Source organism: Arenimonas sp. (assembly GCF_022842045.1).
Lineage (GTDB): Bacteria > Pseudomonadota > Gammaproteobacteria > Xanthomonadales > Xanthomonadaceae > Arenimonas.
In genome coordinates, this window is the sequence record NZ_JALHQI010000066.1 from 1 (window position 1) to 15,571 (window position 15,571).

13 protein-coding genes and 1 pseudogene are annotated in these 15,571 nt (G+C 70.4%); 4 read left to right on the top strand and 10 right to left on the bottom strand.

The genetic code is table 11. The features are described 5' to 3' along the window. Positions 1 to 60: 60 nt before the first annotated feature. The 6 genes and pseudogenes from Q0C12_RS12225 to Q0C12_RS12245 all read right to left on the bottom strand — a co-directional run bounded on the left by Q0C12_RS12225 (position 61) and on the right by Q0C12_RS12245 (position 9,706). Positions 61 to 489 (bottom strand): DUF2752 domain-containing protein, encoded by a 429-nt coding sequence (locus tag Q0C12_RS12225; RefSeq protein ID WP_290890586.1) that lies wholly within the window; start codon positions 487 to 489, stop codon positions 61 to 63. Then, a complete protein-coding gene (locus Q0C12_RS12230; RefSeq protein ID WP_290890587.1) occupies positions 476 to 841 on the bottom strand; it encodes a CD225/dispanin family protein in 366 nt (121 codons plus the stop codon). The genes Q0C12_RS12225 and Q0C12_RS12230 overlap by 14 nt, the downstream gene beginning before the upstream one ends. Positions 842 to 857: 16 nt before the next feature. Then, positions 858 to 1,142 carry a CD225/dispanin family protein gene (locus tag Q0C12_RS12235; RefSeq protein WP_290890598.1) on the bottom strand — a complete coding sequence of 95 codons (285 nt, stop codon included), beginning with the start codon at positions 1,140 to 1,142 and terminating at the stop codon, positions 858 to 860. Positions 1,143 to 1,157: 15 nt separating this feature from the next. Then, positions 1,158 to 1,217 (bottom strand): annotated as a pseudogene (locus tag Q0C12_RS14885) (zinc-ribbon domain-containing protein); the annotation flags it as partial. A 105-nt stretch (positions 1,218 to 1,322) separates the two neighbouring features. Next, positions 1,323 to 3,218, bottom strand: coding sequence for an MFS transporter (locus tag Q0C12_RS12240; protein WP_290890588.1), 1,896 nt, complete (start codon positions 3,216 to 3,218; stop codon positions 1,323 to 1,325). Between the two features lie 86 nt (positions 3,219 to 3,304). Further along, the gene (locus tag Q0C12_RS12245) at positions 3,305 to 9,706 is read right to left on the bottom strand and encodes a putative Ig domain-containing protein (protein WP_290890589.1); all 6,402 of its coding nucleotides are present in this window, start codon (positions 9,704 to 9,706) and stop codon (positions 3,305 to 3,307) included. 279 nt (positions 9,707 to 9,985) lie between these two features. Here Q0C12_RS12245 and Q0C12_RS12250 point away from each other — a divergent pair, with 279 nt between their 5' ends. The 4 genes from Q0C12_RS12250 to Q0C12_RS12265 all read left to right on the top strand — a co-directional run bounded on the left by Q0C12_RS12250 (position 9,986) and on the right by Q0C12_RS12265 (position 12,278). Beyond that, positions 9,986 to 10,516, top strand: coding sequence for a tail fiber protein (locus Q0C12_RS12250; protein ID WP_290890590.1), 531 nt, complete (start codon positions 9,986 to 9,988; stop codon positions 10,514 to 10,516). 59 nt (positions 10,517 to 10,575) lie between these two features. Continuing rightward, complete coding sequence (locus tag Q0C12_RS12255; RefSeq protein ID WP_290890591.1) at positions 10,576 to 11,112, top strand: tail fiber protein; 537 nt, start codon at positions 10,576 to 10,578, stop codon at positions 11,110 to 11,112. A gap of 70 nt (positions 11,113 to 11,182) precedes the next feature. Further along, positions 11,183 to 11,725 carry a tail fiber protein gene (locus Q0C12_RS12260; protein WP_290890592.1) on the top strand — a complete coding sequence of 181 codons (543 nt, stop codon included), beginning with the start codon at positions 11,183 to 11,185 and terminating at the stop codon, positions 11,723 to 11,725. Positions 11,726 to 11,729: 4 nt separating this feature from the next. After that, entirely contained in the window at positions 11,730 to 12,278 is a 549-nt protein-coding gene (locus Q0C12_RS12265) for a GNAT family N-acetyltransferase (RefSeq protein ID WP_290890593.1), read from the top strand. Here the strand turns inward: Q0C12_RS12265 and Q0C12_RS12270 are convergent. From Q0C12_RS12270 to Q0C12_RS12285, 4 genes are all read right to left on the bottom strand, one after another. After that, complete coding sequence (locus tag Q0C12_RS12270; RefSeq protein WP_290890594.1) at positions 12,271 to 12,561, bottom strand: hypothetical protein; 291 nt, start codon at positions 12,559 to 12,561, stop codon at positions 12,271 to 12,273. The two genes, Q0C12_RS12265 and Q0C12_RS12270, sit on opposite strands and share 8 nt — an antisense overlap. Positions 12,562 to 12,583: 22 nt before the next feature. Next, positions 12,584 to 13,384 carry a sulfotransferase gene (locus Q0C12_RS12275; protein ID WP_290890595.1) on the bottom strand — a complete coding sequence of 267 codons (801 nt, stop codon included), beginning with the start codon at positions 13,382 to 13,384 and terminating at the stop codon, positions 12,584 to 12,586. 28 nt (positions 13,385 to 13,412) lie between these two features. Further along, complete coding sequence (locus Q0C12_RS12280) at positions 13,413 to 15,038, bottom strand: FAD-dependent oxidoreductase (protein ID WP_290890596.1); 1,626 nt, start codon at positions 15,036 to 15,038, stop codon at positions 13,413 to 13,415. A 99-nt stretch (positions 15,039 to 15,137) separates the two neighbouring features. Next, on the bottom strand, positions 15,138 to 15,571 hold a 434-nt coding region (locus tag Q0C12_RS12285; protein ID WP_290890597.1), incomplete at its 5' end, for a putative Ig domain-containing protein.

Consider the following 15,571-nt stretch of genomic DNA (forward strand, 5'->3'; position numbering starts at 1 on the left):
GCCTGGACGGGAATCAACCCCGTGGCCCTGCTGCTCGACAGCGGCTGCTGAGCGCGGACCTTAGCCTGGCGCCAGCCAGCTGAAGGGCCACCACGGCAGGTTGCGGGTGATGGCGTAGGTGATGACCACCACGGCCCAGGGGCGCGCATCACCCAGGCGGCGCAGCGCGGGCTTCCACGATTCCGGTGCGATGCCCAGCGGCTCTAGCAGCAGGAACGGCAGCAGTGGCAGCGCGAGCAGCAGCAGCGGGTTCATCGCCAGCGCGGTGGGCAAATCACCGTGGATCAGCGCGTGCAGCATGCGCGTGGCGCCGCAGCCGGGGCAGTACAGGCCGGTGAGCCACTGCGAGGGGCAGGGCGGCAGCGGGTTGCCGGCGGCGTTCGGGTCGAACACCAGCAGCAGGGCGATGGCGGTCAGCGCGCCGCCCGCCAGCGCCAGTGCGAGCCAGCGACTGGCCGGCAGCGCCGGCGCGGAATCAGTAGCTGCCATCCGCGATAGCGCCGGTCACGCTCAGGGCGATGTAGAGCACCGAGAAGGCCAGGCCGAGGCCGAACGACACCCAGCTCCAGAGCTTGGCGTTGTTGGCGTCCTCGATCGCGCCCTGCAGGTCGCCGGCCGACCGCTTGTTGTCGACGCGCGCCGCGTAGACGATCGCGACGATGCCGGTGGGTACGCAGCAGCACAGCGTGGCCAGGATGGCCCACACCAGGTTGTTTTCAACGTGCGGGAGCGGTGCGGCGGGCGGCGCCGGCGGCGGTGCGGCGATCGCGAGGGTGACGCCGCAGGCGACGCACTGGGTGTTTTCGGCGGGGTTACTCTGGCCGCAGTTCTGGCAATACATGGGGTTCTCCTGGAATTCAGCCGGCCATGGCGCCGGTCATGGCCGCGAACAGCACGAACAGCAGCCAAAGCACGCCGAACGCGAGCGGGATACCGATCGAGATCAACGACCAAAGCTTGGCGTTGTCGGAATCGCTGCGCGCGCCGGCGATGTCGCCCGCGGCGACCTTGCCGTCCACCCGCGCGGCGTACACGATCGCGACGATGCCGCCCGGCAGGCAGCAGAACAGCGTGGCCAGGATCGCCCAGACCAGGTGGTTGGGGACGTAGGGCCGCGGCGCGGCCGGCGGTGGCGCGGCGATGGCGAGCGTGACGCCGCAGGCGCTGCATTGGACGGCGCCGGCCGGATTGCTCTGGCCGCAGTTCTGGCAGTACATGGAATTCCCCTGGTGCGCGGCGGGTGGCCACGGCGTGACGATGTGAAGAACCCTAGCGGGTGGCCGGCCGCGCGGTCAATGCCGCGCGCCGGCCGGTCGGCTCGCTCAGGGCGAATCGCCGCGCAGTTCGCGCACCGTGGCCTCCAGCGAGGCGGCCGTGGCGCTGTCGCCCGGCACCGGCGGGGCCGCGATCACGCCGACGCCCGCGCGCAGCCGGCGCGGCACGCGCAGGCGGCCCAGGCGCGAGTCGCGCTTGCTCCACATGCTGTCCCACAGCCCGGTCAGGGCCATCGGCACCACCGGCACCGGGTGCGTGGCCAGGATGCGTTCGACGCCGCCGCGGAAGGGCGCGATCTCGCCGTCCTTGGTCAGCGCGCCTTCCGGGAAGATGCAGACGAGCTCGCCGGCATCGAGCGCCGCGCGGATCTCCTCGAACGCCGCTTCCATCACGTCCGGATCTTCCTTCGCGCCCGCGATCGGGATGGCGCGGTAGGCGCGGAACACCCAGTTCATGCCCGGCACCCGGAAGATCTTGTAGTACATGACGAAGCGGATCGGCCGCGGCACCGCGGCGCTGATCAGCACCGGGTCCATGTAGCTGACGTGGTTGCAGACCAGCAGCGCGGCGCCTTCGTCGGGCACGTGGTCCTCCACGCCTTCGATGCGCACGCGGTAGAACAGCGTCACGTACATCCAGGCGATGAAGCGCAGGAAGAACTCGGGCACGATCGAGAAGATCAGCAGGGCGACGAGGGCGTTGGCGATGCCCAGCGCCAGGAAGACCTCGGGAATCGTCCAGCCCAGGAAGCGCTGCACCGCGATGCCGACCATGGCCGCCATCACGATGAAGAAGGCGTTCTGGATGTTCAGGCCGGCGATGACGCGCGACAGTTCGCCCTTCGGCGTGCGGCTCTGCACCAGCGCGAACAGCGGCACGATGTACAGGCCGGCGAACAGGCCGATCAACGTGAGGTCGGCCATGATCCGCCAGCTGCCGGGCGCGTCGATGAAGGCGCCGACGTCCATGCCCGCCGCGAGCGCCAGCCCGGGCCGCGCGAAGTACAGGTCCACGCAGAACGCCGTCATGCCGAACGCGCCCAGCGGCACCAGGCCGATTTCCACCGTGCGCCGGGAAAGCTTTTCGCACAGCAGCGACCCGACGCCGGTGCCGACCGAGAACAGCACGAAGCAGAACAGGTAGATCGTGCTGTCGTTCTGTGCGGCGCCCAGGTTGAGCTGGGCATAGGTCGGCAGCTGTGCGGTCAGCACCGTGCCCACGAACCAGAACCAGGACACGCCCAGCACCGCGTTGCGCACGGCCGGCGCGCGGCGGGTCAGCCGCAGGGCCTTGAGCGATTCCGGGAACGGGTTCCAGTTGATCTTCAGGTCCGGCGCCGAGGCCTCGACCCGCGGGATGGCGCGGCTGACCAGGTTGCCGGTGATGGCGAGCAGAAGGATCGCCGCGGCCGCCACTTCCGGTCCGTGGCTGCCGGCGACGGTGAAGATCATGCCGCCGAAGATCATGCCCAGCAGGATCGACATCGAGGTGCCCATCTCTACCAGGCCGTTGCCGCCGGTCAGCTCCTCGGGCTTGAGCACGCTGGGCAGGATCGAATACTTCACCGGGCCGAACAGCGTGGACTGCAGGCCGGTCAGGAACAGGGCCGCCAGGAGTACCGGCATGGACTCGGTGAGGAAGCCGATGCCGGCCAGCGACATGATGCCGATCTCCATCATCGTGGTGATCCGCACCAGCTTCGACTTTTCCAGCTTTTCGGCGATCTGCCCGGCCAGGCCCGAGAACAGGAAGTACGGGAGGATGAACAGCGCAGGCGCGAGGTTCGTGTAGAGCGTGCGCTCATCGAGGCTGATGCCGAGGTAGATCAGCAGCCCGATGATCGCCTGCCGGTAGACGTTGTCGTTGAACGCCCCCAGCGACTGCGTTACGAAGTAGGGCAGGAAGCGCCGCTGCCGCAGCAGCTCGAACTGGTTGTGGGCCATGGATCCCCCGGAGTCTGCGCGCAGCCTACCAGACCAAAAAAGACAGGGCCCCTCCGGAGAGGGGCCCTTCGAGGGTCACGCTTGGATCAGTAGGACTTCTGGACGTTCAGCAGCACGCCGTTGTCGCTTTCGCCGCTGCTGCCCACCTGGCCGCGGTACTCGAGGCCGAAGGACCAGTGGTTGCTCAGGTCGAAGCGGGCGCCCATGCCCAGGACCCAGCGGCTGTCGTCGTACTCGGTGCCTTCCAGGCGGTACACCGGGCCGCCGACCAGGTCCGCGTACTGCAGGCTGGCGTTGGCGCGGTCGTGGAAGTCGCGCTGGTACTCGACCCGGAACATCGGCGAGAACGCGCCCCAGGTGGTCGGGACCACGCTGTCCACGCGCAGGCCCAGGTTGCCGGTGCTGGTGTCCACGTCCATCGCGCCGTAGCGCAGGGCGTAGATCGCGTCACCGGTCTCGGTGTAGCCGTCGAGCGTGGCGCGGGCCAGGTCCAGGCGCAGGTACGGGTTCCAGGTCACGGTGCCGCGGCGGATGTCCGCACCGGTCGAGACCGAGGCGAACCACTGGTCACCGTCGCGCTGGCCGAAGACGAAGCCGTCGGTCGGCGTGACGTAGCGGCGCAGGTCGAAGGAGATCCGCTGGTAGCCCAGCAGGCCGTCGAGGTAGAAGCGCTCGCCCGGGTGGTAGCTGGCGTAGCTCGCCAGCGTGCTGGCGTCGCCCTTGACGCGGCTGCCGTTGTCGCCGATCGCGTTGTCATCGCGGCCGTAGCCGATGCCGACGCCGATGGCGAGGTTCGGGTTCACCCGGAAGTCCATGCCGGCGCTGGCGCCGTCGGTCTCGAAGGACACGTCGGCGTTGCCGTTGCGGCCGTCGGCGCTACCCGAGCGGATCACGCCGCCAACCCAGGCGTTGAACGCCGAGTTGCGGTCGCCGCCGCTGCGCGCGCCGTTGCCCGTGGCCCCGTTGGCGCCGGTGCCGCCCATGCCGCCCTCGTTCGAGCCCAGGGTGTCGCTGCACGGATCCATCCAGTCGGTGACCACCGACTCGATGCACTGCGGGCGGACCGAGAAGCCGAGCGTGTTGTCCACGCCCTCGGTGCCGCCGCCGCCGCGGTGCAGGCGCTCCAGGCGCTGCTGGAAGTTGCCGATCTGGGCGGTGGCGAAGCGACGGGTGGCTTCGGCCTGGGCGTCGACCATGCCCTGCACCTCGGCATCCTGGGTCGGGTCCGGACGGTCCTCGACGGTGATGTTCACCGTGCCCACGGACGACGTGGCGAAGGCGTTGTCGATGGTGAACTGCACCACCACCGCGCCGCTGAAGGCCGCGTCCGGGGTGAAGGTCAGCACGTAGTCGCCGCCCGAGGCCGCGATCACCGCGGTGCCCGAGGCCACCGGGCTCACAGACACCACGTCGGCGCCGGTGAACGGACCGCCGGTCGCGCCCGCCGTCAGCGTCACCGACACCGGCGTGGCCGGGGTGGTGGTGACGTTGAAGTTGGCCGGGATCGGCAGCGGGTTCACGGTGACCGTGACGGTGGCCGGGGCGGAGGTGCCGCCCGGGCCGGTCGCGGTGTAGGTGAAGGTGACGGTGGCCGGCGAGAGCGTGGGCGCGGTGTAGACCACGTCCAGGCCCGACACGGTGGCCGTGCCGGTCGCCGGCGGGCTGGCGATCGCGATCGAGGTGATCGGCGCGATGCTGTTGTCGTTGGCGGTGACCGCGATGGTCACCGACTCACCGGCCAGCACCGTGGCCGCGTCGTTGACCGCCACCGGCGGGGCGAACACGATCTCGACGCTGTAGGCCTGCGCAGCCGTCGCCGCGGTGCCGCCCGTGCTGTCGGTGGCGGTGACCGTGAAGGCGAAGGTGCCCTGCGCGGACGGCGTGCCAGAGAGCGTGCCGTCCGAGGCCAGCGTCAGGCCGGTCGGCAGCGCGCCGGCCGTGACCGCGAAGCTGTACGGGGCGATGCCGCCGCTAGCGCCGACCGTCTGCGAGTACGCGACGCCGACGATGCCCGAGGGCAGGGTGGCCGGCGTGATCGTGAGCACCGGCACGTCGATCACCAGCGCGTAGGCAAGGCTGCCGGTCTGCCCGTTCGGGTCGGTGGCGGTGACGGTGAAGTTGAAGGTGCCGCTGCTGGTGGGCGTGCCCGACAGTGCGCCGCCGGACGACAGCGTCATGCCCGGGGGCAGGGCGCCGGCGGTGACCGCGAAGCCGTAGGGCGCGACCGCGCCGGTAGCCGACAGGCTGGCCGCGTAAGCCTGGCCCGCGGTGCCGTTGGCCAACGTGGCCGGGTTGACCACGATGGTCGGGGCCGGCACGTCGATGGTGTAGTTCTGCGCGATCGAGAACGGCGCACCCACGCCGGTCAGGCCGGTGTCGGTGGCGGTGACCGTGACGGGGTAGCTGCCCGGCGCGGTCGGGGTGCCCGAGAGCGTGCCGTTGCTGAAGCTCATGCCCGCCGGCAGCGTGCCGGTGAGGGCGTAGGTGTACGGACCCGGGCTACCGCTGGCGGTGAAGGCCTGCGAGAAGGCCACCGCGTACGGCGCGTTCAGCGTGCCGGCCGCCGGGGTCATCGTCAGCACCGGCGCCGCCACGGTGAACGTGTAGGCGCGGCTGCCGACCTGGCCGTTGGCGTCGGTGGCAGTGACGGTGAAGTTGAACGTGCCCACTTCCGTCGCCGTACCCGACAGCGTGCCGCCGGCCGAGAGCACCAGGCCGTTGGGCAGGCTGCCCGCGGTGATGGCGAAGCCGTAGGGCGCGACGCCACCGGAGGCGGTGAGCGTCTCGCTGTAGGCCGCGCCCGCGGTCGGGGCCGGCAGGGTCGCCGGATCCACCACGATCACCGGGGCCGGCACGTCGATGGTGTAGTTCTGCGCGATCGAGAACGGCGCGCCGACGCCGGTGCTGCCGGTGTCGGTGGCGGTCACGGTGACCGGGTAGCTGCCCGGCTGGACCGGCGTGCCCGAGAGCGTGCCGTTGCTGAAGCTCAGGCCCGTCGGCAGCGCGCCGGTGAGGGCATACGTGTACGGGCCGATGCCGCCGCCGGCGGTGAACGCCTGCGAGAACGGCGTCGCGTAGGGCGCGTTGAACGTGCCCGCCGCCGGGGCCAGGGTCAGCGCCGGGCCGGCGATGTCGAGGCTGAAGGTCTGCCCGACGGTGAACGGCCCGTTGCCGGTGCTGCTGTCGGTGGCCGAGACGTTGAGCGCGAAGCTGCCCGCCGCCGTCGGCGTACCCGACACGGTGACCGTGCTGGCCGTGGTGCCGGTGATCGACACGCCGGCCGGCAGGTTGGTGACCTGGTAGCCCGACCACGGCGCGGTGCCGCCGGTGAAGGTGAAGGTCTGCGAGTACGCCACCGCGACGGTGCCGGTGAGCGGGCCGCCGGCGGTGATGGTCACCGTCGGGTCATTCACCGTGACGGTGATGGTGGCCGGCGCCGAGGTGCCGCCGCTGTTGGTGGCGGTGTAGGTGAAGCTGTCCGCGCCGGCGTAACCGGCGTTGGGTTGGTAGGTGATGCTGGTGCCGCTGGCGATCGCGGTGCCATTGGTCGGCGGCGTGGCGACGGCGACCGAGACCGGCGCGCCGCCCGTGATGTTCAGCGGCACGTTGGTGGCCGGGGCGTTGAACGCCACGGTGAGCGAACCGTTGTTGGCGACCGGCGGCACGTCGATCACGGTGATCGCATAGGCCTGCGTCGCGGTGTACGGGCCGGTGCCGGTGCTGCTGTCGGTGGCGGTGATGCTGAAGTTGAACGTGCCCAGCGCCGACGGCGTGCCGGTGATGGCGCCGGTGGTCGCGTTCAGCGTGAGGCCGCCCGGCAGGGCGCCGGCGGTGACGGCGTAGCTGTACGGCGCGGTGCCGCCGCTGGCCGGTGCGATGGCATCAGCGTAGGCCTGGCCCAGCGTGCCGCCCGCCAGCGAGGTGGCCGGCAGCGAGATCGTGGGCGGCGCGATGGTCTGGGAATAAGCCCGGCTGCCCGAGAACGGACCCGGGATGGGGCTGCTGTCCGTGGCCGTGACGACGTAATTGAAGGTGCCGCCCGCGGTGGGCGTGCCCGAGAGCAGGCCGCCGGTCGACAGCGTCAGGCCCGGCGGCAGCGCGCCCGCGGTGACGGCGAAGCTGTAGGGCGCGGTGCCGCCGCTGGCAGTCAGCGACTGGCTGTAGGCCACCGCGACCGTACCGTTCGGGACCGTGGCCGGGTTGACCGTGACCGGCACGTCGTCGTTGGTGATGGTGCCCACGCCCTGGTTGTCGGCGATGGTGGCGTTGGTCGCGCCGCTGAGATTGACGAAGAAGGTCTCGTTGGCCTCGGGGATGGTCTCGCCAATCACCGGGACCGTGATGGTCCGGGTGGTCTGGCCCGGGGTGAAGGTCAGCGTGCCGCTGGTATTGGTGTAGTCGGCGGGCTGGGTGGCGGTGCCGTCAGCGGTGGCGTAGTTCACCGACACCGTCTGGCCGCTGGCGTTGTTGAGCGTCACGGTGAACACGGCATTGACCGTGCCGGCGTTGCCTTCGATCACGCTGACGTCGTTGATCGACAGCGAGGGCAGCGGATCGTCGTTGACGATGGTGCCGACGCCCTGGCCATCCACCACGACGGCGTTGACCACGTTGGTGACGTTGACGAAGAAGGTCTCGGACGGCTCGTTGAGCACGTCGCCGTTCACCAGCACGGTGAAGGTGTAGGTGCTGCTGCCGGCCGGGATGGTCTGGCCGGTGAGGCTGCTGGTGACGTAGTCCACGCCGCCGATGGCGCTGCCGTTGGCGGTGGCGATGTCGAAGGTGACGCCGCCCGGGCCCGCCGGTGCGCTCAGGCTGACGGTGAAGGTGAAGTTGGTGATGCCGGCGTTGCCTTCGTTCGCCGTGACGTCGTTGATCACCAGGTTCGGCAGGTCGTCGTTGAGGATGGTGCCGGTGGCGGCGTTGGGCACGCCGACGGTGTAGCCGGCACCCGCGCCCAGGGTCAGCACGACCGTTTCATTGGCTTCGATCGTCGCGTCGGCGATCGGGTTCACCGTGATGGTGCCGGTGGTGCTGCCGGCCGGGATCACCAGCGGCGACGTGATGGTGGCGTAGTCGGTGCCGTTGGTGGCGGTGCCGCCGATGGTGTAGTTCACCGACAGCGCCGAGAACGACGCCTGGTTCAGCGTGACGGTGTAGACGAGGTTGGGCGCGCCGTCTTCGGCCACGTTGGCCGGCGACACGCTGATGGTCGCGCTCGGCACGTCGTCATTGAGGATCGTGCCGGTGGCGGTCGCCGGCGCGCCGACGGTGTAACCGGCGCCCGCGGCGACGGTCAGGGTGACGGTTTCATCCGGCTCGACGGTGCCGTCGACGGTGGGGTCAATGACGACCGTCGCCGTGGTGGCGCCGCCCGGGATGGTGACCGTGGCCACGCCACCGGTGTAGTCCACGCCGGAGGTGGCGGTGCCGCCGGTGGTGAGGTTCACCACGGTGGAGCCCGCCAGCGCGGCGCTGCGGGTGACGGTGAAGGTGAGGTTGGTGGCGCCGTCCTCGGACACGGAGGCGGGCGAAACGGCGATCGACACGCTGGGCGCGGGGACCACCTGCACGGACACCGGGACGACGGCGAAGAAGTCGCAGCCCGGGCAGGCCGGGTCGGTGGTGCTGTCGTTGACCACCAGGTCGAAGTTGAAGGTGCCGGTCGTGGTGGGCGTGCCGGTCAGCTGGCCATTGGCCTGCAGCGTGGTGCCGGGGGGCACCGTGCCGCTGTTGAGCGAGAAGGTGTAGGGGGCGGTGCCGCCGCTGCCGGCGTAGGCCAGCGTGGAGGGCGTGCCCTGGACCAGGCTGGTGCTGGTGGGCGTCGCGGTGATGGCCGGGTTGGCGATGGTGCCGCCATAGGTCTTGAGGACGAAGTCACCCAGCGAATCCTGCGAGCGGACGGTGAAGCTGAAGGCCGTGCGCTGCGTGGGCGTGCCGGACAACACGCCGCCCGAGGTGAGGCTGAGGCCGGCCGGCAGCGTGCCGCTGTTGAGGGTGTAGGTGTAGGGCGCGGTGCCGCCGGTGGAGGTCAGCGTGGTGTTGAAGGGCACGCCGGTCTGCAGCGCGATGCTGGCCGGCGACACCACGATCGCCGAGGTCGGCGGGCTGATGGTCATGTTGACCTGCACCCGGCCGCCGTACTCGTCGTTGAACCCGAACGAATCGGTAAGGGTTGCCGAGCCGTCGTGCGTGTACGTGACGAAGATCTGGTAGGTCGACGGTGGCGTGAACAGTTCGCTCAGCACGGCCGTGCCGTTGCTGGGCGGGAACTGCACGGGGCCGACGCCCGGCCCGAAGAAGTCGTTGCAGTCGGTGATGTCGATCACCACCGAGCCGCCATTGGCGACGGTGCCCGATTGCACCGGGCACAGCGTCGAGGTGTGCTGCGCCGCCGCGAGGGAGGACCAGAACAAGCCGGCCAGCAACAGCCAGCCCAAGACGAAGAGACGGGTGAACCCCGCGCGGGCGGTGGACTTGGACAGCATTGCGATTTCCCCTTTGGCGACGTTTGTCTGTCCGGACCCGTCAGGTCCGGCCGCGCCAAGGGTCACGCAGGCCCGTGGCAGCACCGGCCAACGGTAGCCCAATCCGCCGCCCTCGTCATCACGACAAGTTCGCAGGGGTGACCGCCAGCACGTTTCCCGGCCGGGGCGGCCCGGGCTTGTATTGCCCCAGCCGTGGCGGCAAAGTGGCCATCGGGGTCGGGGGGCCCTCGCCAGGCGAACGCCCCCCGCGCACAGCGTGCATTCCAGGGGGAAGCGGCAATGAGCGAGTTCTTCATCGGCCAGGTCATGATGACCGGCTTCAGTTTCGCGCCCAGGTTCTGGGCCCTGTGCAACGGGCAGCTGCTGCCGATCAACCAGAACCAGGCCCTGTTCTCGCTGCTGGGCACCCAGTACGGCGGCAACGGCACCACCAACTTCGCGCTGCCCGACCTGCGCAGCCGCACGCCGATTGGCTATGCCTCCTCGGTCGACCCGTCCTGGCAGCCGCCGTCGGTGCAGATCGGCCAGGCCGCTGGCGTCGAGAACGTGACGCTGCTGTCGACCAACCTGCCGGCCCACCAGCACCAGGCCTCCGCCAGCACCGACGCCGGCACCACCCGCAATCCCAACGGCAACGTCTTCGCCAGCACGAGCGCTGCGCTCTACGGTGCCTCCACCGGAACGCAGGTGCCGCTGAATCCCGCGACCATCGCGCCTGCGGGCGGCAACCAGCCGCATCCGAACCTGCAGCCCTACTCGACGATCAATTTCTGCATCGCCCTGTCGGGAATCTTCCCCTCCCGGAACTGATGCCGACCGATCCCGGAGCGCGCCTCGCGCGACCGCCCTTCTCCACGGAGTAATGCCCCATGTCCACCCCCTACATCGGCGAGATCCGCATGTTCGCCTTCGGCACCCGGGGCGCACCGAACGGGTGGCAGGCGTGCGACGGCAGCCTGCTGGCGATCTCGGAGTACGACGCCCTGTTCGCGCTGATCGGAACCACCTACGGCGGCGATGGCCAGACCACGTTCGCGGTGCCCGACCTGCGCGGACGCGTGCCGATCCACCAGGGCACCGGTCCTGGCCTGAGCAATTACGTGATCGGCCAGCGCGCCGGTACCGAGACGGTCACCGTGCTGCCTACGCAGATGCCGGCCCACACCCACACCGTCGTGGCGACCACCGCCGTGGCGTCCACCGGCACGCCGGGGACCGGCGTCATCCCGGGTGCGGTGTCGGGGCAGACGATGTATGCCACCAGTACCGTCGGCGGCACGCCGTTCAGCCCCTCGGCGCAAACGGTGTCCGCAGCCGGTGGATCCCAACCGCACGAAAATTGCATGCCGACGCTGACGGTGCAGTTCTGCATCGCTGTCTTCGGCATTTTCCCGAGCCAAGCCTGACCGCCCGCCCTGATTCGCCAAGCCGCCAGTCCGCCATCCGGCGCCTGCGGCCACCCCGGAGACAAGCATCATGACCCAGCCCTTCATCGGCGAAATCCAGCTGTATGGATTCAACTTCAATCCCCGCGGGTGGGCGTTCTGCAACGGCGCGACGCTGCCGATCTCCCAGAACACGGCGCTGTTCTCGCTGATCGGGACGATTTATGGCGGTAATGGCCAGACCACGTTCCAGCTGCCCAACTTCGCCGGGCGTGCCGCGAACCAGCAGGGCCAGGGGCCGGGCCTGTCGCCACGCAGCCTGGGCCAGACGTTCGGCGTCAACACGGTCACGCTGACCGCGAACCAGATCCCCTCCCATTCGCACAACATGGTCATTTACGCCCAGAACAACGCCGCGAGCCGGGCCTCGTCGCCGTCGGCCGGCAATGCGCTGTCGGTGGCCTCGTCCTCGTCGGCCACGGCCTTCCGGCCGGCCGGGGCGCTCAATACCTCGTTCGCGCCGGGCATGATCCAGCCCAACGCCGGCGGTGGCCAGCCGCACCAGAACCAGCAGCCGTACCTGGGCATCAATTTCTGCATCGCGCTGCAGGGCATCTACCCGTCCTTCCCGTAGCGCAATGAGCGGCCTGCTTCCGTTCCCGGCCCGGGGGCAGCCCGCGGTCGAGACGCCCGCGTACCTGCAAGGTCGCGGCTTCGTCCTGCGAACCGCGCACCACGGCGACCTGCCGGCGCTGCTGGCCCTGTACGCCGACACCCGCGCCGCCGAGATGGCGCGCGTGGCCTGGCCGGCGGTGGCCAAGCAGGGCTTCCTGGCGCAGCAGTTCGAGCTGCAGCATCGCCACTACGTGCTGCATTACGCCGATGCCGACTTCATGGTGATCGAGCGCGACGGGCGGCTGTGCGGGCGCTACTACCTGCGGCGCACCGCGCCCGAGCACCTGGTCGTGGACATCAGCCTGCTGGCGGATTGCCGCGGCCAGGGCCTGGGGGCGGCGCTGATCCGGGCCACCCAGGCCGAGGCGCAGGCCCTGGGTCGTGGCGTCGGCCTGCACGTGGTGCGCGACAACGCCGGCGCACGCCGGCTTTACGAGCGCCTGGGCTTCCAGGCTTGCGATGGCGGCAGCGACACTCACCAGCGCATGCGCTGGCCGCCAGGCCTCAGTTGAAGACGGCCTGGTAGAGGAAGCCCTCGCGCTCGCGGGCGACCGGCACCAGGAAGATGGCGACTTCGCCGACGCGCGGGTGCGACATCCGGTAGGTCTGCTGCGGGAAAAGCAGCGCCGCGCCGTTGCGGAACAGCAGCGAGAACGGCAGCCGCGCGGGGTTGGGCGGGGCGTTCGACAGCGGCCGTGCCTCGACCAGCACGAATTCGATGTCGCCGTCGTTGAGCGCGGCGCGGAAGGTCTCGTTGACGCAACCCGCGAAGTGCTCGAGCGTGAGCAGTTCCATGCATTTCCCCGGTAAACGGCCGCTAGTTTAATCCACTCGCCGCCATGGTCGCGTCCACGCAGGCCTGTTCGCGGGCCGTCAGGGGCGCTGGCGCGAGGTAGGGCTGCGGCGCGAGCCAGGTCTCCGCCAGCCCGCCGTCGCGATTGACGCGCCGTTCCAGCACCCGCAGGTCCATCTCGCCGACCGGCAGGAAGTCGCGGAGGGTCGCCAGCGTCGGCCCGGGCGATGCCAGCAGGTCTTCGTGCCGCAGCCACAACACGGCATGCTGCCCCGCCCACTGCCGCATGAAGGCGACGTGCGCCAGCCACTGCGCGCAGAAGGCCTCCACCGCGGATTCCGTCGACAGGCCCAGCCAGGCCTTGGCTGAACGCGCGGTATCGCCCAGGTCGCGCACGACGTAGACCACGCGCGTGCGCGGCACCGCCTGGTGCAGCAACTCGAGCAGGTGTGGCGGCCAGCCCGGGTACTTGATCCCCCAGACGGAGCGGCCGACCGAATGGGCGTGCTCGCGACAGCTGGCCAGGCCAGCCAGCGCGCCCTGTCGCAGTGCGGCCAGGTAGCGGTCCAGGTCAGGCATCAGGTCCACCAGCCACTCGTCGCGGTCGCCGGCCAGGACGTGCGCCAGCCGCTCGGTGAGCGCTTGCCGGGAGCGCATGTACACGGTTTCGCGCGCCGCCAGCACCTGCAGCTGCAGGTCGAGGTCCTTGCCCACCTCCTCGCCGTAGACGAGGGTGTTGCGGGCCGAGCACAGCAGCCGCTGCAGCAGCGTGGTGCCACAGCGGACGCTGGGCGAGGTCAGCAGGACCGGATCAAGTTCGGGCACGGCTCAGGCCGTGCCCGACGCGTCGGTCTCAGGCTTTGGCCAGCGCAAGCACTTCGCCCGCGGTGCGCAGGCCCGACAGCGCCGCGCCCTCCATGAAGCCCTGCCACTCGTAGAAGCTGGAGGTGTGCTCGCCGCCGAAAAGCAGGTTGCCGACGGCCTTGCCTTCGTGATGGGCGGTATTGGTGAAATAGCCCGGTCGGTTGATGCTTTGCGAGCCCTTGCTGAAGGGATTGCCGGCCCAGTTCTCGGTGTAGGCGAGGAAACGGCCGCTGGCGTCACGCGACGCGGCGGCGGTGGCGCCCGGCATCACGCGCTCGAGGCCTGCCAGGAAGGCGCCGGTATCGGCCTGCGTGCCGGCCGCGGTCATGCCCTGGGCCCGCGCGCCGCCGAAGTAGCCGGCGAGCACCGCATGCGCGGCAGTGGCGCGGCTGGGGTTGGTTTCCCAGGTGGCCTGCACCGACGGCATGTCGCTGAAACCGGTGCCGTCGAGGCCGTGCTGGTTGCGCCAGAACGGGCCATCGAAGCCCACCATCAGCTTGCTGTGCCGGCCCATGTCCGTGGACTTGATGGCCAGCGTCTTCCAGGCCGGAAGCTGCAGGCTGGCGTGCAACTCGACGTCGCGCAACACGCTGAAGGGCACGGTCACCACGACCGCGTGGTGGTCGCTCTGCACGCTGCGGCCAGCCACGTCGAAGGTGAGGCGGATCATGCCGCCCGCCAGCTTGCGGATGGACACCAGGCGGTGGCCCAGCGCCGGCATGGACGGCAGGCGCTCGGCCAGGCCACTGGTGATGCGGTCGTTGCCTTCGAGCACGCGCACGTGCTCGCCGCCGTGAACGCCGAACGGGGCCTGGCGGCTGCGCTTGTCGCCGTGGACGAAGCGCAGGAAGCTGATCGCGCTGAGCTCATCGATGCCGGCGCCGTACTCGGCCAGGTAGGCGCTGCCGATGACGCGGCGAAGCAGGCTGCCGGCGCCGTGCAGGTCGAGGTAGTCGGCGATGCTCAGGTAGTCGAGCGTGGCGTCGCTTTCCTTGAACCGATCGGCGGTGGGCGAGCCCAGGGTGCCGATGTCCTCGCCGATGGAAGCGGCGAACTCGCGGTATTCCGACACCACCTGCGCTTCCGAATAGCGCTGGCCGCCGAAGTAGTAGTAGCTGTCGCCCGCCGGTGCCGCGTGCTGCTCGAGCGTCAGGCCCAGTTCGCGCGCATAGCCGAGCATGGCGTGGTGCGAGCTGCCGATGAATTCGCCGCCGCGCTCGACCACCTGGCCGGGGAACACGTCGCGCAGGCTGGCGATGCGGCCGCCGACGCGGTCGCTGGCTTCGAAGACGCGGGCATTGAGGCCCTGGCGGCTCAACTCGGTGGCGCAGGCCAGGCCGGCGATGCCGGCGCCCACCACCGCGATGTTGCCGTTCAGTCGCGGCCGCACCGGCTTCATGCCGATGCGCTTGGCGTCCGCCCAGGCGCCCGGCGCCAGCGAGAACGCCGCCGCACCGGTGGTGGCGGCCACCACGCCCTTGGCGAACTTGCGTCGGCCCTCGCTGCCGGGCTGGTCCCGGCCGATGGTTTCTTCCGGGCTTTCGCCGGTCTGCTCGCAGCGCTCGGCCAGACGCGCCATGCGAAGCAGCCGCGCCATCAGGTCGCTGCGGCTCATGGTATTCCCCTTCCCCTGTTTAACCCCGCCAGTTGTATCGCGAACGCCGCAGGCCAGCAAGCTGGAATGGCGGCGGCCAGCGCGGATGGCGGGACGCCGTCACGGTTTGCCGGATGTCGGCGCCACGACCTGGAGCGAGAAGGCTTCGGCCTCGAAGTACTCGCCGTCGCCGGTGCTGGCGTCGGTCACCCGGAGGACCAGCGGGAAGCGGCCCGGGGAGACCCCGGTGCTGCCGCTCAATACCCCGTCCGGCGACAGCCGCAGTCCGTCCGGCAGCCGGCCGCTCTCGAGCTGGAAGCGGTGCGGCGCGACGCCGCCGCGGGCGCCTAGCGCCAGCCGGACCGGCTGGCCCTGCACGACGGTCGCCGCGGCGGGTGAGACCGACAGTGCCCCCGGCGACACGGTGCCGCCGAAACCCCGGCGCGTTTCGGTGCCGCGGGCGTCGCGTACCGCCAGGTCGAAGGCATAGGCCGCGCGCGCGGTCGGGGTGCCGGTGAGCCGGCCACTGGCCGCCAGCGCCAGGCCGGGCGGCA